The organism is Microcoleus vaginatus HSN003, from assembly GCF_022701255.1.
In the GTDB taxonomy this organism is placed as follows: domain Bacteria; phylum Cyanobacteriota; class Cyanobacteriia; order Cyanobacteriales; family Microcoleaceae; genus Microcoleus; species Microcoleus vaginatus_B.
In genome coordinates this window covers 5684290-5701018 of the sequence record NZ_CP031705.1, presented here as the reverse complement: position 1 = coordinate 5701018, position 16729 = coordinate 5684290, and the positions used below count along the sequence as shown (strand labels likewise).

General features: G+C 45.3%; 10 protein-coding genes. 4 read left to right on the top strand and 6 right to left on the bottom strand.

What is annotated here, in order from left to right:
- Nucleotides 1-67 precede the first annotated feature (67 nt).
- The 3 genes from sbcD to D0A37_RS24535 all read right to left on the bottom strand — a co-directional run bounded on the left by sbcD (nt 68) and on the right by D0A37_RS24535 (nt 3361).
- The gene (gene sbcD / locus D0A37_RS24545) at nt 68-1309 is read right to left on the bottom strand and encodes an exonuclease subunit SbcD (RefSeq protein ID WP_242718374.1); all 1242 of its coding nucleotides are present in this window, start codon (nt 1307-1309) and stop codon (nt 68-70) included.
- Nucleotides 1310-1418: 109 nt separating this feature from the next.
- Nucleotides 1419-1994, bottom strand: a complete 576-nt coding sequence (locus D0A37_RS24540) for a Uma2 family endonuclease (protein WP_242718372.1) — start codon at nt 1992-1994, stop codon at nt 1419-1421.
- An 89-nt stretch (nt 1995-2083) separates the two neighbouring features.
- On the bottom strand, nt 2084-3361 hold the full coding sequence (locus D0A37_RS24535; RefSeq protein WP_242718369.1) for an ATP-dependent DNA ligase: 1278 nt from the start codon (nt 3359-3361) through the stop codon (nt 2084-2086).
- A 351-nt stretch (nt 3362-3712) separates the two neighbouring features.
- Here D0A37_RS24535 and D0A37_RS24530 point away from each other — a divergent pair, with 351 nt between their 5' ends.
- From D0A37_RS24530 to D0A37_RS24520, 3 genes are all read left to right on the top strand, one after another.
- Nucleotides 3713-4018, top strand: a complete 306-nt coding sequence (locus D0A37_RS24530; RefSeq protein WP_242725741.1) for a glutaredoxin family protein — start codon at nt 3713-3715, stop codon at nt 4016-4018.
- 195 nt (nt 4019-4213) lie between these two features.
- Nucleotides 4214-5716 carry a UDP-N-acetylmuramoyl-L-alanyl-D-glutamate--2,6-diaminopimelate ligase gene (locus tag D0A37_RS24525; RefSeq protein WP_242718367.1) on the top strand — a complete coding sequence of 501 codons (1503 nt, stop codon included), beginning with the start codon at nt 4214-4216 and terminating at the stop codon, nt 5714-5716.
- A gap of 167 nt (nt 5717-5883) precedes the next feature.
- Entirely contained in the window at nt 5884-11400 is a 5517-nt protein-coding gene (locus tag D0A37_RS24520; RefSeq protein WP_242718365.1) for a trifunctional serine/threonine-protein kinase/ATP-binding protein/sensor histidine kinase, read from the top strand.
- A 506-nt stretch (nt 11401-11906) separates the two neighbouring features.
- Here the strand turns inward: D0A37_RS24520 and D0A37_RS24515 are convergent.
- The gene (locus tag D0A37_RS24515; protein WP_242718363.1) at nt 11907-13523 is read right to left on the bottom strand and encodes a sensor histidine kinase; all 1617 of its coding nucleotides are present in this window, start codon (nt 13521-13523) and stop codon (nt 11907-11909) included.
- A 268-nt stretch (nt 13524-13791) separates the two neighbouring features.
- On the opposite strand from D0A37_RS24515, the gene D0A37_RS24510 reads away from it, so the two are divergent.
- The gene (locus tag D0A37_RS24510; protein ID WP_242718361.1) at nt 13792-15198 is read left to right on the top strand and encodes a TldD/PmbA family protein; all 1407 of its coding nucleotides are present in this window, start codon (nt 13792-13794) and stop codon (nt 15196-15198) included.
- 307 nt (nt 15199-15505) lie between these two features.
- On the opposite strand, the gene patX is transcribed toward D0A37_RS24510, so the two are convergent.
- Together patX and D0A37_RS24500 are read right to left on the bottom strand one after the other, a co-directional pair.
- Nucleotides 15506-15712 (bottom strand): heterocyst-inhibiting protein PatX, encoded by a 207-nt coding sequence (gene patX, locus D0A37_RS24505; RefSeq protein ID WP_242718359.1) that lies wholly within the window; start codon nt 15710-15712, stop codon nt 15506-15508.
- Between the two features lie 542 nt (nt 15713-16254).
- The gene (locus tag D0A37_RS24500; protein ID WP_242716792.1) at nt 16255-16620 is read right to left on the bottom strand and encodes a hypothetical protein; all 366 of its coding nucleotides are present in this window, start codon (nt 16618-16620) and stop codon (nt 16255-16257) included.
- Nucleotides 16621-16729 lie beyond the last annotated feature (109 nt).

The following is a 16729-nucleotide window of genomic DNA, read 5'->3' as shown; positions in this document are numbered from 1 at the left end:
GGCAAGATACCCACCCTACAATATTTGGCAGCAAAATCATCCTGTAATTAGATGCGGAATTCTTGACCTAAAATTCTACCAAAACTTCTTCCGCACCGCCCAACAAACCCTGCGCGGCTTCTAACATACTCTCAGCAACATCTTTCAAATCTTCGCGACTTGCAAGATAAGTTTTCAAAGCTTCTAATGGTTCTATGCTATTATTAGCATTCAATTCTGGCAACCGCGGCCTAGCTAACTGACTGACTAATTCTGGTTGAATTGTGTAGCTGTGTGCTTCGCCCAGAAGTGCGTGCAATTCTGCGTTATCAATGATATCTAATTGTTCCGATCGCAATTGGTAAATTAATCTCACAACCGCGTCTTGTATCTCTTTCTTGCCAATAGCTTTAACTAACTCGGCTTGCGGGTTTTCCGATTCGGAAACATTCACTTTAATCGTCTGAAATACCCGCACCGGCAAAGTGCAAAATTCCCACTCTGCTTTCCCCCGTTCCACATTAACTAACACAAAACCTTTATCTTCTTTCTCTTCGCTAAAATCAACTCGTTCGATACTTCCGGGATAGATTACGGGCGGATTGTTGGAAGCATTGAGATTTTGGTGTTTGTGTACGTGGCCAAGAGCAACATAATCAAAACAAGGGCGAGTTAGCATGGAAACGGGAATGTTAAAACCTTTTCCAACTGCTAAAAAACGTTCGGCGCCCAGACTGGCTTTATCTGCCATTAAGTGCGCTAAAAGTACGGTTGGTATGTCGGGGTTGAGGCGGCGGATTTCGCCTTCCATTGCGATCGTCAGCTTTTCGGTTAATAATTGGTTAACATCGCCCATAGACAGGCTTTCAGTCTCGGAACGTGTCATTAAGGTCGATCGAGTCAACCAAGGTAATGTTACCACCTGTACGGGGCCGCTGCGGGTTTGAATCAGGTGAGTTTCCAGGCGATCGCCTACAATAAACTTAGGTATCCCCAAAGTCCGATAAATCCCCAAACTCGCGCCGCCTTGTCCCTGAGAATGTTGGTCGTGATTTCCTACTAGCAAAACAGTCGGAATTTGCGCGTCAACCAAGCGGCTGAATTGGCGAGCAAAAGCCTCTTTTACAAACGGTGGAGGCGTCGAATCCGGGAAAGCATCGCCGCCGAATATAACTAAATCTACGGGTTCAGAAATTGCTCTATCCATACATTTGCTCAGCGTCGCCGCGAAGTCTTCCAGCCGCGTATTTAAACCGGTTTCTGGATTAATCCGGCCGTGAGAAAAGCCGCTGCCCATGTGAATGTCTGAAAGGTGTAAGATTTTAATCATTGTTTTTTCTATTTGTTAGCTATCGTTTCGGTTCCTAGTGAGGACTTCAGTCCTCAGAAGAAGGACTTGCATTCCTGACTGCGAACCAAAGAAAGTTTTTTTTCATACATCATAATATGATGCCGGGTACTTTTTGATAAACTTGTGCGATCGGGCAGCGAAAATCTATACTCATTAACTCTAACTCATCTCCTTGTCGGTAAGTCTGAGAAACCCAATTTCCCTCAGCATTGAGTCGAAAACACTCTATTTTGATTTCTGATTGAGTTATGAGCACGTATTCCTGCAAACTCCGAGAAGTTTGGTAATCTGCAAATTTATCACCTCTGTCAAAAGCTGCCGTTGAGGGCGACAAGACCTCAACTACTAAAGATGGATATAAAATGAAATCTTCAGCAGTTGAGGTGTCTCTTTCGTCGCAAGTCACCGCTACGTCAGGATAGTAATAGCAATTTGCCTCTTCCAATCGGACTTTTATATCTGAGGATAAAACTAAGCAGTCGGTGTTATCTAAGTGATTTCCCAGTCGCCTTACTAAGTTGCTAGCAATAATAATGTGAGGCTTTTTTGCCCCTGTCATTGCATAAACGTGTCCGCGTCTGTATTCGTGTTTGATCGGGCTTACTCGCTCGCCTTCTAGGTACTCTTCTGGAGAGATGTAGAAATTGTTTTTGTTGATAACCATTGAGTTTTACTCCGCTGATTTTATCTGATACTATGTGTGGGAACTCAAATATTCGGGGAAGGAAAGGGCAGTGCCGTTTCCCTACAAATTTAACAAAACTCCAGAAATCGTGCGTGCCATAATTTGCCACTTTCCGTCAAACCCTGCGATCGCACTTTAATTTTGACACTTTTGGGGTTAGCCTCGTATAGTCGGGCAATTTCCTGCATTTCCTGCCCGCTAAACCCGGTTCCTACAGTTCCTACTGGCACTAATTTGCCCTCGATTTCTTGCGCTACTTTGACGGCACTAAACGGTCGCCCCGCCACTTTTGTCGCCGTCAAGCCGACAATAAACAGGTCTAATTCCAGACAGTATTTAGTCCTCACCATCGGATATTTCTTAACATCTTTGCCGCCGACATAGTGACAGTGGTGCAACACCCAAACTTCGCCTTCTCTATTTTCCGATTCCTGCTGATTTGCCAAAAGGGTTTTTTCGGCGGTGGTGCGAAATGTCGGTACAACTTCAAAGGCTGGTGATAAATTCGCCAGCCTTTCGCCAACTTCCACTCCCGCTGCAATTCGTTCGGATTCGGCCACGGTAGTTAAGTCATTGCCTTTGAAAAACAAACTTTTAAAAATGGCATAAATTGCGCTGGGCTGGATTGTGGGAAAACCGCTTTCAATATTAACTGTAGCAGCTTGTGCCCCCGTGCGGTGTTCGCTGCCGGTACAGCTTTTGTAATACAGTTCGCCGTCTAAAACAAAAGTGCCAATTTTAGCGGCTGTGTCGATTAATGTGCGATCGCTCTCAATCGATGCTTGCTGTCGCAGGTTAGTCGATCGCGATTGGTAGTATACTTTATCGGGAGTCGCGATGACAACTACTCGATTGCCGTCGCGCTTTGGTTGTCCCCAATAATCGGGATTTTCAATATAGTAAGAACGATCGCTCGGCGCGTCAACCGGCTGCATGGTTACAATCCTTCCCGGCTGCAAGTGCGGTGGCAATTCGGCAACAATAGGATTGTTGGCAGTTTCTATTTTTGGGTCGGAAGTTGATTGTTTAGCAGGAGCGAAATCGGCGGTAGAATTGTTTGGAGTATTGAGGGCGATCGGCTTTTCTCCCGTTTCCAATTCAAAGGCTCTTTTCCAAAAGCCGATCGCCATTTCCGGGTATCCTTCCGACTCCGCACACAGCGCAAAACCAATAACTTTTGCCGTTCCAATTCCCCGCCCGTAATCAGCTAAATACTGCACGGCCCCCGCTTCACCCATCAAGTGCAATCCTCGCGTGACGATGCGATTGTTCCAGCGTTCTCGAATGTCGGCGCTAATTTTTTTTGCTGCTTTTCGCTTGGCTTCTGCGTATTCGGTGCAGTCCATACTGCCTCCTTTCTGTAGGGCTATTTATATACTATACTAAACATTGATTTATTAGTCAAGTTTAATTCGACAATTAGGTGGTGTGAATAAATTTAACTCTTTTATTTGTGAACTAGATTTATTTTTTCACCGCAGAGGCGCAGAGGGCACAGAGGAAGAGAAGAAAGAGAGGGATGGGGTTGTAGTGTTTTGATTGTCAAGCGTGGTAATTGGTTCGCCCCCAATGCTAAGATAATTTCGATCGCGCATTGCGACCAATAAAGCCGTGAGTTGCGTCTTACTCGCGTTGGGTTCGTCAACTTGCGATCGCCCGTTCGAGAATTTAATATCAAGTCTAATTGTAATCTTATGATGCGATTGATTTTGTACAGTAAACCCGGATGCCACTTGTGCGAAGGGTTGCAAGAAAAACTCGAACAGATTGAAAGCCTCAAGTTTCAACTCGAAGTTAGAGATATTACTGAACGCAACGATTGGTTTGAAGCTTATCAGTACGAAGTTCCAGTTTTATTTAAAGTGCAGCCTCAGCCAAAAAATTCTGCTGGCGAGGCTGCATTCTCCCCTGAAGAACTGTTACCCCGTCCTTCTCCCCGCTGTAGTGTTGCCCAATTGGAGCAAATGTTACAGAAATATTTGCAAACTGAGCGGTCAAAATAATACGATTTACGCCAAACTCAGGCCTTAATCCGCGCATCGGGGTGCGCTGCACTTTAATCTAGGCCTGTATGGTGTGTAGGGCACACAGCAAAACTCGTAGGGTTTGCACCGCGCCCAGCAAAAACCTGTAGAGAGTGACTCAAAAAAAGTGTTCCGCAAGTCATATTCAAGACATCCAAGTGAGGAGTTTTTCAGATGAAATTGAGAGAATTATTAGCAGCAGTTCCCAGCATTTCCTTTGACGCCCAACATCCCGGCCTCGATGCCGAAGTCAAGGGTTTATCCACTAATTCCCACGCTTGTCAGGCGGGCGATTTGTTTTTGGGAATGCCGGGAACTCGGGTAGATGGGGGAGATTTTTGGCAAAGTGCGATCGAATCTGGTGCACTTGCCGCCATAATTTCCACCCAAGCAACCGAGAAAACACCCCCCCAACCCCCCGTTCCCTGCGTCATCGCAGCAGCCGATATGGCTCAAGTTTGCGGTCAAATAGCAACTGCTTTTTACGGCAATCCAGCTACCAAATTAAAACTTGTCGGCGTTACCGGGACTAACGGCAAAACAACAACAACTCATTTAATCGAATTTTTGCTCAATGAAATGCAGTTGCCGACGGCGATTTTCGGCACGCTTTACACTCGTTGGCCGGGCTTCCAAAAAACTGCACTTTACACTACACCTTTTGCCGTTGACCTGCAAAAGCAATTATCAGAAGCTGTAGCAGCCGGATGCAAACACGGGGTGATGGAAGTCAGTTCCCACGCTTTAGCGCAGCAGCGAGTTTTAGGCTGTAGTTTTGAAGTTGCTGTCTTTACAAACTTGACTCAAGATCATCTAGATTATCACCGTGATATGGAAGATTATTTTGAGGCTAAATCGCTTTTATTTGGTTCGGATTACCTCGCAAATCGCGCTGTAATTAATATTGACGACCCCTACGGGCAGCGGATAGTTGAAACCATCCAATCTGACCGAGTTTGGAGTTACAGCACTGTTGTGAAAACGGCAGATTTGTATGCTTTTGATTTAGATTATCAGCCCAATGGAGTTAAGGGAATGCTGCACACGCCGAAGGGCGACGCTACTTTTTCGTTGCCTTTAGTCGGTCAGTTCAATTTATCAAATATGTTGGCTGCTGTCGGTGCGGTTTTGGAATTGGGTTTAGATTTGTCCGCAATTGTGGAGAAATTATCTCAGTTTTCCGGAGTTCCGGGACGGATGGAACGGGTGCAAATTAGTCCCGACCAAGATATTAGCGTCATTGTCGATTACGCGCACACTCCCGACAGTTTGGAGAACTTGTTGAAGGCGTCGCGGCCGTTTATTCCGGGTCAGATGATTTGCGTGTTTGGCTGCGGTGGCGATCGCGATCGCACTAAGCGGCCGATTATGGGTAAAATCGTTGCACAATTAGCTGATTTAACTGTTGTTACTTCCGACAATCCGCGCACTGAAAATCCCGATCGCATTTTGGAGGATGTTTTAGCAGGAATTCCCGCCGCAGTAAAGCCGATCGTGATGTGCGATCGAGCCGCTGCAATTCGCACTGCTATTATGGATGCTAAACCCGGAGATGGCGTACTGATTGCAGGGAAAGGACACGAAGATTATCAGATTTTGGGCACCGAAAAAGTCCATTTTGACGATCGAGAACAAGCGCGAGATGCCTTGAAAGCGAGAATGAATTCGGTTAACTGAATTCGGTTAACTGTTAACGGTTAACCGAATTAGGTTAACCGTTAACGGTTAGCTGTTCGCGGGCTGCGAAATTTGTTATATTTTTAAGTATTAATACCAAGGAAGAATCTGATTTGCACTAGGTTGTAAGAGTAAATCAAATATTTTCCTAAAAAATAATTATTGCCATGATAGAATTAACTGGCTATCAAATTCTCGATCGAATTTATTCAGGCACTCGCACCCTAGTTTATCGCGGAACTCGCCTTTACGACCGAAAACCGGTCGCCATCAAAGTCTTGCGGAACGAGTATCCCAGCTTCAGCGAACTCTTGCATTTCCGCAATCAATACACGATCGCCAAAAACCTGAATTTGCCCGGAATCATCCAAACCTACAGCTTGGAAGCCTACCGGAACGGCTATGCGCTGATTGTGGAAGACTTTGGGGGAATTTCTCTAAAGGAATGGACGGGGAAAGGAAAAACTGTGCCATCTCTGGTTGATTTTTTCCAAATAGCGATCGACCTAAGCAACACATTAGATATACTTTACCGCCACCGCATCATTCACAAAGACATTAAACCCGCCAATATTTTAATAAATCCTAAGACTAAACAAGTCAAACTCATTGACTTTAGTATTGCATCTTTGCTGCCGCGAGAAACTCAAATAGTGATGAGTCCCAACGTAATCGAAGGAACACTCAGCTATCTATCTCCCGAACAAACAGGAAGAATGAATCGCGGCCTTGACTACCGCACCGACTTTTATTCATTAGGTGTAACCTTTTACGAATTGCTGACAGGAAAATTGCCATTTCAATCTAGCGATCCAATGGAATTGATCCACTATCATATTGCCCATCACCCGCCCTCTGTACGTGAAATTAATCCCAAAATTCCCCTGGTTCTCTCGGAAATTGTCAGCAAATTGATGGCCAAAAATGCCGAAACTCGGTATCAGAGTGCATTAGGGTTGAAAGCCGATTTAAAAACTTGTTGGCAACAACTCAATGAGACAGGTAAAATTGAGAGTTTTGCCATTGGGCGGCGGGATTTTTGCGATCGCTTTATCATACCCGAAAAACTCTACGGTCGAGCAACCGAAGTCGCTGCATTATTAGCAGCATTCGATCGAGTAGCAAACCCCTCTAACTCTCATGACCCAGAAGAGCCGGGGAACGAGAGAAACGAGGAAAAAGAAGACTCACCCCTTACTAAAGACGGCGGGGGTGACTCGAATTTATCCCACAGCGAAATGATGCTAGTTGCCGGATTTTCCGGCATTGGGAAAACCGCTGTAGTCAACGAAATCCACAAACCCATAGTTCGCCAACGCGGTTACTTTATCAAAGGTAAATACGACCAATTTCAACGTAACATTCCCTTTAGCGCTTTTGTGCAAGCCTTCCGAGATTTGATGGAGCAATTACTCTCAGAAAGCGACGCTCAGCTAGAACGATGGCAAAGGAAAATTATCAATGCTCTTGGCGAAAACGGTCAAGTTATTGTAGAAGTAATTCCCGAATTGGAACGAATTATTGGCAAACAACAGCCGGTTTCGGAACTTTCGGGAAGTGCCGCCGAAAATCGTTTCAATTTACTATTTCAAAAATTTATCTCTGTTTTTGCCACCAAAGAACATCCCTTAGTGATTTTTTTGGATGATTTGCAATGGTCAGATTCAGCATCCCTGAAGCTTTTGCAAGTGTTGATGAGTGAAAAAAATAGTCAGAATTTGCTGGTAATTGGGGCCTATCGAGATAACGAAGTATCTCCGGCTCATCCATTTATGTTGGCAGTAGCAGAGATGGAAAAATCCCAAGTAACGGTAAATACTATTACCTTGGAACCTCTGAGTCAAACTGATATTAACGATTTGATAGCAGATACGCTCTCGTGCGAGATCCTTCTTGCTCAGCCCTTAACCGAGTTAGTTTATCAAAAAACCAAAGGCAATCCATTTTTTGCCACGCAATTTCTCAGGGCGCTACAGGAAGATGGGCTGATTGCGTTTGACCCCACCCCCCTTTCCCAGGGGAGAGAGAGGGGGGTAAGAGGGGGGTGGCAGTGCGATATTGCCAAAGTCAAAGCCCTAACTATCACCGATGATGTAGTGGAGTTTATGGCGGTGCAATTGCAGAAGTTGCCGCCAGAAACTCAGGATGTGCTGAAGTTGGCTGCGTGCATTGGAGCGCACTTTGATTTGAATACATTGGCGGTAGTTAGCGAGAAGTCGCCAGAAGAAACTGCTGCGGATTTGTGGAAATCATTGCAAGAAGGATTCATCTTACCAACCAGTGAAATTTACAAGTTTTATCTAGGAAAAGAAGAGCGGACAACCAGCTCCGCATTGCCAACGCCCGCCGCTCAATTACCTCACTACAAATTTCTACACGATCGGGTTCAGCAAGCTGCTTATTCATTAATTCCTGAGAACCAAAAGCAAGCAACCCATCTCAAAATTGGCCAGTTACTTCTTCCCACTTTCTCCGAAGTTGAAAGAGGAGAAGAAGTGTTCGATATTATTAATCATTATATCATTAGCTCCGACCTAATAACGCAGCAAGAAGAACGAACTAAGCTCGCTAAGATTAGCCTCTTTGCAGGGCATAGAGCCAAACTATCAACAGCTTATGAATCGGCGACAAAATATCTCGCTTTCGGTTTAAGTTTCCTACCCAGCAATAAATGGAAATCTCTGTACCAATTAACATTTATTATGTATCTCGAAAGCCTTGAGACTGAGTTCTTGGCAGGTAATTTTGAGGAAGCTGAAAAATTAATAAAAATAGCCTTTAAAAATGCAAAAACAAGTCTTGACAAATCCAAAATCATTGCAGTTCAGCTAACTCATTATCAAAATAAGGCACTCTATCAAAAGGCGATTCAGGTAGGAATCGAAGGGCTGAAACTGTTAGGCTTAGAACTGGCGATTATGCCACAGGAAGCAGAGTTAGAAGGGATGGCTCTGGAAGTTAAAAAAACCTTAAATCAGCGCGCCGTTGCAGGACTAATCGACGCACCACTCATTGTCGATGAAGAGCGCCAGATGCTGATCAAACTACTAATGAACATGGTACCGCCCACTTACCTAACTAATCAGGAGTTGTTAGTGTTGGTTGTTTTACACATGACCAATCTCTGTTTGCAATACGGGAATACAAATGTGGCGGGTTTTGTTTATGTTTGGTATGGGACAATTCTCTGCCAACGCTTTCAAGACTATGAACTGGGCTATGAGTTTGGACTTTTAGGGTTGAATGTGAATGAAAAATTTAATAACACCACCCTGAATGGCAAAATTTATATGTCGTTCGGCAACTTTATCAACCATTGGCGCAAGCACGTCAGTTCCAATCTTGATCTGCAACAAGCTGCTTATCAGGGGGCAATGGAGGTAGGGGATTTTTCTTGGTGTCATCACAGTGCTCTGTTCAGTTTCTGGCAGCAGGCGATCGTATCAAGCGATATTCATAGTTTGCTGGCTCGACATGAAAAGTACATCAGCTTTGCGGAACGGACGGAGATTACGACAGCATTTGCCCTCATTCTTCAGTGCAACCTCCTAGAGAACTTGCAAGGGCTAACGATAGGGAAGTATAGCCTTAGCTCTGAAACATTTGATGAAGAGTCGGCGCTAGCAACATTCAATGAAATTGGCTATGGCTATGGCAGTAGTACATACTACTTCGCTAAAGCATTTTTGTTTTTCACCTATGGTGAGTATGCTAAAGCTTATGAAATGTTAGTAGCGGCGGCAGAGTTTTCTAATGCACTATATGGACAATTTCAACGTATTCTGCATTGTTTTTATCAGTCTTTGACTGTATTGCAACTTTATGGGTTAGCCACCCCGAAAGAACAAAAAGATTATCAAGAATTTCTGCATAATAATCGCGCACAACTTCAAATCTGGGCACACAACTGTCCTGAAAACTGTCTGTCCAAATTTCTGCTTTTAGAGGCGGAGATGGCTCGTGTTGCTGAACAAAAATGGCAGGCTGCTGAGTTGTACGATCGCGCCATCGTTCTCGCCCAAGAAAACCAATTCCTCAACGAAGAAGCCTTAGCCAACGAACTCGGCGCTAAATTCTATCTCGGTTGCGGCAAAGAAAAAGTCGCTGCAGGCTATATGCAGGAAGCCTACTATTGTTACGCTCGCTGGGGAGCAAAAGCCAAAACCGATGATCTAGAACAACGTTATCCCGATCTGCTGCGCCCCATCTTACAACAGTGCGCCCAACCCCTCACTATTTTAGAAACCCTATCCACCCTTACCAATCCCACCTACTCAATTCATTCGAGCACCCACCACACTACCTCAAGCACCTCCATCAACCAGGCTCTAGATTTTACGACCCTGCTGGAAATCTCCCAAATGATCTCCAGTACGATCGACCTGGATGAGTTGCTGCAAATTGTGACCCAAACCATGTTACAAAACTCGGGAGCCGATCGCTGTGCACTGATGCTCTGCCAACATCAACAATGGCAAGTGCGGGCGATAGCTACCTGGGAAAACATTAGCCTGCAAAGGGAACCACTAGAGAACAATCCCACTGTTCCGGTTAAATTAATTCAGTATGTCAAAAACACCCTAGCAACAGTTGCGATCGATCACCTCAAAACTGATCTGCCTGTGATTGACGATTATTTAGAGCACCACAAACCGGAGAGTTTCCTGGGCTTGCCAATTCTAAATCAGGGGAATTTGGTCGGCATTTTGTATCTAGAAAATCGGATAACCAGTGGGGTGTTTAGTCGCGATCGCCTCCTAGTGCTGAATTTTCTCTCTAGCCAAGCGGCGATCGCTCTGGAGAATGCCCGTCTCTATCACCAAGTGCAGCAGACTTTGAATGAACTTCAGCAAACTCAGATGCAAATGATCCAAAGTGAAAAGATGTCAGCATTAGGTAATTTAGTGGCAGGGGTTGCCCATGAAATCAACAACCCCGTTGGTTTCATTGCTGGGAACATTAATGAAGCTCATGCTGGAGTCCAAGACTTAATTGATTATTTGCGCCTCTATCAAGAAAAGTATCCTCCATCGGAAGCAGAATTGATTAAGAAAGCAGAGGAAATAGATTTAGATTATCTAGTAGAAGATTTACCCAAAATGTTGAGTTCCATGAAAATAGGATGCGAGCGCATCAAAAACATCAGCACATCCCTCCGCACTTTCTCTCGCGCTGATACCGCACATAAAGTCGAGGCCAATATCCACGAAGGCCTCAATAGCACTTTGATGATTTTACGCCATCGCCTGAAAGCGAGCGACAAGCATCCTGAAATTGAAATCATTAAAGAGTACGGCAAGATTCCCAAAGTAAAATGTTATTTGGGACAATTAAACCAGGTATTTATGAATTTGTTAGCAAATGCGATCGATGCCTTAGAAGAATCGAATCAAGGACGGAGTTTTGCCGAAATTAACGCCCATCCCAATCACATCACTATTCGGACAAAAGTAGAAAGTGAAAAGGTAAAAATTTCCATCGCCGATAACGGAAAAGGAATGTCCGAAGATGTGAAAAATCGTATCTTCGACCATCTATTTACCACTAAAGATGTGGGCAAAGGAACTGGGTTAGGACTGGCGATCGCCCGTCAAATTGTAGAAGAAAAACACGGCGGGAAACTGAGTTGTTTTTCTACACCTGGAGAAGGAACTGAGTTTGTCATTGAGATTTTAATTGATTAATGCGATCGTGCTGTAGGGGCGGGTTTAACCAACAATATTTCAGGCTCACAAACAATCTATAAAAACCCGCCCCCACCAACCAATAACCCAGATTAACATGAGGTTCGATCCCATTCAAAAAATATCTATTCGGATTTGTCGTTGGGCTGGGTCGGGTTTATTATATTGTTCGTTTCTGACATAGATGGTTGGTTAAACCCGCACCCACCCAACCAATAACCCAGATTAACATGAGGTTCGATCTCATATCAATTCCGGTTGCACTCATACATGATTGTTGACTGTTGACTGTTGACTGTGGACTGTTGATTCGGGGTCGAAAAACTGAATGGTTGAGTGTTAACTGTTGACTCGATTTTATTATTCCGATGCAACCGGAAACGATATCATTCAAAAAATATCCATTCGGATTTGTCGTTGGGCTGGGGCGGGTTTATTATATTGTTCGTTTCTGACATAGATGGTTGGTTAAACCCGCCCCTACAGATTTTGCCAATAATTAATAACTATTGCAGCGGCAAAAATACCGTCATCACCTCGCCCTTTTGGGGCCGCTGGCGAATTACTAACTTCCCGCCAGCAGCCCGAAATAAATTCTTAGTCACGCTTAAGTTTAAACTCAAACTTCCCGTCTCCGGCTGCACCATCAACAAAGGCCCGATCGAGCGCAAAGGAGCATTTGCCTTAGCTGCAAAAGTCGATGCGCCATTACCTTCAGGTAGGTGTTCCGATTCCAACTGCAACTTTAACTGATTTCCCGCCAATGTCACCTCCACCTGAATGCGACTCCCCGAAGGCAAAGTTCGAGTAAAATTCTCAATCAGATTAGTTAAAACCTGATCCAACATCGTCGGATCGCTGACTACCGCCGGCAACTTTTTCGGCACAATAACTTCCAAAGTGTGGTTTCGCACAGTCGCCTGTTTTTGCCAGCGGGGAATGCTATTTTGTAGCACTTCACCGAGGGACATTGCTGTTAGCTGCACGCCCGAATTTTTAGCTTGCGACATTTCCAATTCCACGGCGCGGAAAATTAAACCGAAGCGATCGATCTGAGCGGTACACTCAGCATCAATCATTTCCAAACGCTTGACTACGATCGGCTCAAGTTTGGGACGTTTCAGCAGCAATCGAGTCAGCGTGCGAATGGTAGCCAAAGGTGTGCGGACTTCGTGGGCGATCGCCTGTAGCAATTCCACCTCTTTAGTAGCCAGAGGAATTGGAGATTTGCAGTTGATATCTGTAGCCGATAACTTTTGATGTATCGGGTTCAAACCATCATCAATTCTTTCATCCTTTATCCTGCCTGCTTCATCTTTCCCAAGCGGTAAATTATGTAACAGCAAGCGGCTGAACTGCATCACTGTTTGATAATTTGGAGCAACAGGCAAAAACTGCTGGAACAGCGCATCTAATTTAGTAGAATTATTAGTTAATTGGCTAACTGGTAAATTGAAGCTGGCGTCAGCATTGGCAAGTAAACAGTCACTTTCAGTCACCCTGCGCCGCAAAACCTCCCAAGCTTTCGCCACTACTTGCGGGTCGAAAGAAAATAGAAAAGCCGGAATTCCCGCAGAATTTTCACCCAAAACCATCACCAGGCTAAAACTAACAGTTAAAACCAAACAAAACTGCTCATTGGCTAAGGGATCGCCAGTTGTCAAAGCCAAAGCCGGGGCCGCTGCAGGCACTGATGTTTGCACATCAGCCGCCGGCATTAAAGCTAAAGTTTGTCTAGCCCGAAAAGACCACAAAGCTGCATCGTTGTCGGGAATACTGGTAAAAATCCAATTGGCAAAGCCGTTGGCCAAAGCGGGGTCAGTCAAAACCGAAGATGGGCCCGACAAAACCAATCCCTGACAGGAATTGGGGATTGTCGATCGACAATTTGGTCGATCGGCATCTGTTTTTTGTCCTGCTTTTTGTCGATCGAGCATTTGATTCAAAGCTGCGATCGCCCCGTACCATTCCTGTTCAGCTTTCAGCCGAGCAGCCCCACGGCTTCCAGAACATCGATGGCGGTTGTTTTCTCCCGCCAACTTAGCATCAAAGAGACTCAGGTCATTTTCTTGGCCTTCGGAGGCTAAAATTTCGCTTATTGTCGGTAAAAAGTAAGTATTCACAGTTATAAACCCACCTTCGGAGGCATGAAGGGTGAAGTATTTATGTATAGGAAAGTTCAGGAGTTAGGAGTCAAGCACCAGCACGATCAAAAAATCCCGCATAATTTCTTGCGCCTTCCTCCTAACTCACAGGATATCCACATTTGTTAACTAACGATATTGGCAGAACCGTACCAATAAGTCGCAATCTCCGCGCTTGGGGCGATATTTTGCACGATCGCCCTAACAAAAGTGCAAAATGAAGTAAGTTAAACACCGTGCTTTCCTTATGCCCACCTCGATCGCCGACTCAAAAAATCTGCTGTCAGACTTAATGGCGCGCTACCGCAACCAAGTCGATTATCTGGCAATTCGACTGGAAGAAGCCGAAGGCACCGACATCCTGCTGCGGGGCGAAAAAATTGAAACCCTCAGCGAAGGAGTCTCAATTGGCGGCCAAGTCAGAGCTTGTCACAAAGGCGGCTGGGGCTTTGCCAGTTTTAACCGACTTTCCACCCTCGCCGAAAGAATCGAAGAAGCCATCGCCGCGGCCAAACTGATCGGCGAGGAAGAAACGATCCTGGCGCCAGTTAGCCCAATACAAGACATTTGCTTGCTGCCGCTGACAGGAACAGACCCCCGTCTGGTTCCCCTAATTGACAAAAAGCAATTGTGCGATCGCTACGCGGCCATTCTCCGCAGCATTGACCCCCGCATCGCCACCATCTCCGTGCGCTACGGCGACAGCACCCAGCGGATGCTCCTGGCCACCTCCGAAGGCACCATGCTAGAACAAGGTTGGGCAGACATGGAAATGCGCTTTGCCGCCACAGCCCGCAGTGGGGAAACCGTACAAACCGGCCGCGAAACCACCGGTTCCCGCAAAGCTTACGAAGACTTAACCGAGCTTGACGTTCAAGTTCGCAGCGCCGCCCAGAGAGCCGTAGATTCCCTAGCCTTACCCCCCGTCCAAGGCAACACCTACACCGTCGTCATCGACCCAATTTTGACCGGATTATTCGTCCACGAAGCCTTCGGACACCTTTCCGAAGCTGACATGGCCTACGAAAATCCCGACATCTTGGAAATTATGACCCTCGGCCGCCAGTTCGGCCCCAAAAACTTGCAAATTTTCGACGGTGCAGCGCCAGAGGGACACCGGGGCAGCTATTTCTACGACGACGAAGGCACTCCCGCGACTACTACTCAGTTAATTAAAGACGGCGCTTTAGTCGGGCGACTGCACTCGCGGGAAACAGCGGGCAAATTGGGAGAAACGCCTACTGGCAATGCTCGCTGTTTGAATTATCATTATCCGCCGATCGTCCGCATGACGAATACTTGGATCGAACGGGGTGACACGCCAGTTGCTGACTTATTTTCTGGCATCAAAGAAGGAGTTTATGCGCGCAATTGGCAAGGCGGCATGACTAACGGCGAAATGTTTACTTTCAGTGCCGGCGAAGCTTGGATGATCCGCGACGGAAAACTCGACAATCCGGTACGGGATGTTACTCTTTCGGGTAATGTTTTCAGCACTTTAGCCGATATTGAGGCGATCGGCGACGATTTCTACTGGGATGAATCCGGCGGCTGTGGCAAGGCAGGACAAAGCGGTTTGCCCGTCGGCTGCGGCGGCCCGAGTTTGCGGATTCGCGATGTAGTTGTTGGTGGCGAAGCTGCGGAAGAAGATTAAAGCTGCAAAAGTTTAAAAAATAAAGGTAAAGCGCCAGATTCCTACTCGCGCTTTACCTTTATTTTTTGAGTGCAACATTTCGCGCCCGTTTGTGGTGTCTGATATTTTGACGATATTTGGCAAAAAAACCGGAATAGCGAACAATTATGCGTTGAATCGTCAAATACCGCTGAAAAATCGGTTTTTTGCTACGCAGTACCTCAGTCCCCAATTAATGGCTCGAAATCTTCAATTTTTCTCTTCTTCTCCCAATTTTACATTCTCCTATTCTCCGCCTAATTCCCTGCCATTATCGGTTTTTTCGGCTTTATCTCCCCTCGCCTCGTTCTGGTGCCTTAGTATCTTTATCCTTATCGTCGTACAAGCTCTGAGTGTCAGGTAGAACGGTTAAAATTTCGGGCGCAGAGTTGTCTTGAGCAAAAAAGGTCGATCGAGTTTCTAAGCTTTGAGCGTTAACTGCGGTGCCGCTCAGTAACAGGCTTGACATCAGGATGGAAGAGTAAACGCGCATCATAAATTTTGGTGTTTGTATTTTCCCCTTCTTGATACGCAGTCTGTACTCTGCTATCAGGATAAAAAAAATAATTGTGGCGAAATCATTCATTAGTAAGTGACGGCAGCTACAATTTTTTTGAGTTTTTGTTAAAAGCTGGTGAAATCTATCCTCTAGCTCGCTTGTTCGCTGGTAATTTCTAGTTCTCTGCTACTTGCGGGCAACCAGCAGAATTCAAGACCATGTTCAAAAAAATCATGCTACTCTTATATGCCCGTCTTGCCAACCCTGGTAGTTATAAATCATTCCCCAATCTAAAATCTAAAATCTAAAATCTAAAATGGTATGACCCCTGGAATCCTCTTGAAACGGTCTTCCAACAAGGAAACAAAAACTGCCAATTGTAAAGTTTTACTACTTTTATGATTAACTTCATAATTTATTGATGTGAAGCCGCAATCCAGGGATTCAAGACATAACAGGAGAGTACCCAAGCGCGCCATCAGCACCTTAGATATCCATATCTTGGTCAAGGAGATTCCCTGGGGGGGTGACAAAGAGGCCTAGGAGATAGACCCCATCAGGGTTGCAGCCCGCATACCTTGTTGATAAAAGCGACGTTTATTTGGAGTTAACTTTATTAACTGTTCCACCACATCAGAATATTGTTCGAGATAATTAACCCACTTTTCTCCATCTAAGCCAACACCAAATGTACTCCGTCTTCGATATCTTTTTTTAGGTTCTTGACGCCGACATACATATTTTTCTACCTGCTTTTTCCGAAGAGATGTGCCTTCAAATATTGCCGAACTGTAGGCGAGTGTCATGAGCAGAATTATGTTAATAAGTCGATTTTCTTTTAAGCTAGTTCCTTCCAGATCGTAGCCTCCTGTTTTACAATCTCTAAACATTTCTTCAATGCCCATCCGTTGCTTGTAAGCATCGATAGCTGCCGATAATGAACCTAAATCTGTGAGAATAAACCATGCTTCATCAACCTTCCAGGCTCCATAGTTTCTTTTCCACTTACAAGCA

Excerpts from the sequence above, each read along its gene's own strand:
- sbcD (WP_242718374.1), bottom strand. The coding sequence starts at position 1,309 with ATGATTAAAATCTTACACCTTTCAGACATTCACATGGGCAGCGGCTTT.
- D0A37_RS24540 (WP_242718372.1), bottom strand. The coding sequence starts at position 1,994 with ATGGTTATCAACAAAAACAATTTCTACATCTCTCCAGAAGAGTACCTA.
- D0A37_RS24535 (WP_242718369.1), bottom strand. The coding sequence starts at position 3,361 with ATGGACTGCACCGAATACGCAGAAGCCAAGCGAAAAGCAGCAAAAAAA.
- D0A37_RS24530 (WP_242725741.1), top strand. The coding sequence starts at position 3,713 with ATGCGATTGATTTTGTACAGTAAACCCGGATGCCACTTGTGCGAAGGG.
- D0A37_RS24525 (WP_242718367.1), top strand. The coding sequence starts at position 4,214 with ATGAAATTGAGAGAATTATTAGCAGCAGTTCCCAGCATTTCCTTTGAC.
- D0A37_RS24520 (WP_242718365.1), top strand. The coding sequence starts at position 5,884 with ATGATAGAATTAACTGGCTATCAAATTCTCGATCGAATTTATTCAGGC.
- D0A37_RS24510 (WP_242718361.1), top strand. The coding sequence starts at position 13,792 with ATGCCCACCTCGATCGCCGACTCAAAAAATCTGCTGTCAGACTTAATG.
- patX (WP_242718359.1), bottom strand. The coding sequence starts at position 15,712 with ATGATGCGCGTTTACTCTTCCATCCTGATGTCAAGCCTGTTACTGAGC.
- D0A37_RS24500 (WP_242716792.1), bottom strand. The coding sequence starts at position 16,620 with ATGGGCATTGAAGAAATGTTTAGAGATTGTAAAACAGGAGGCTACGAT.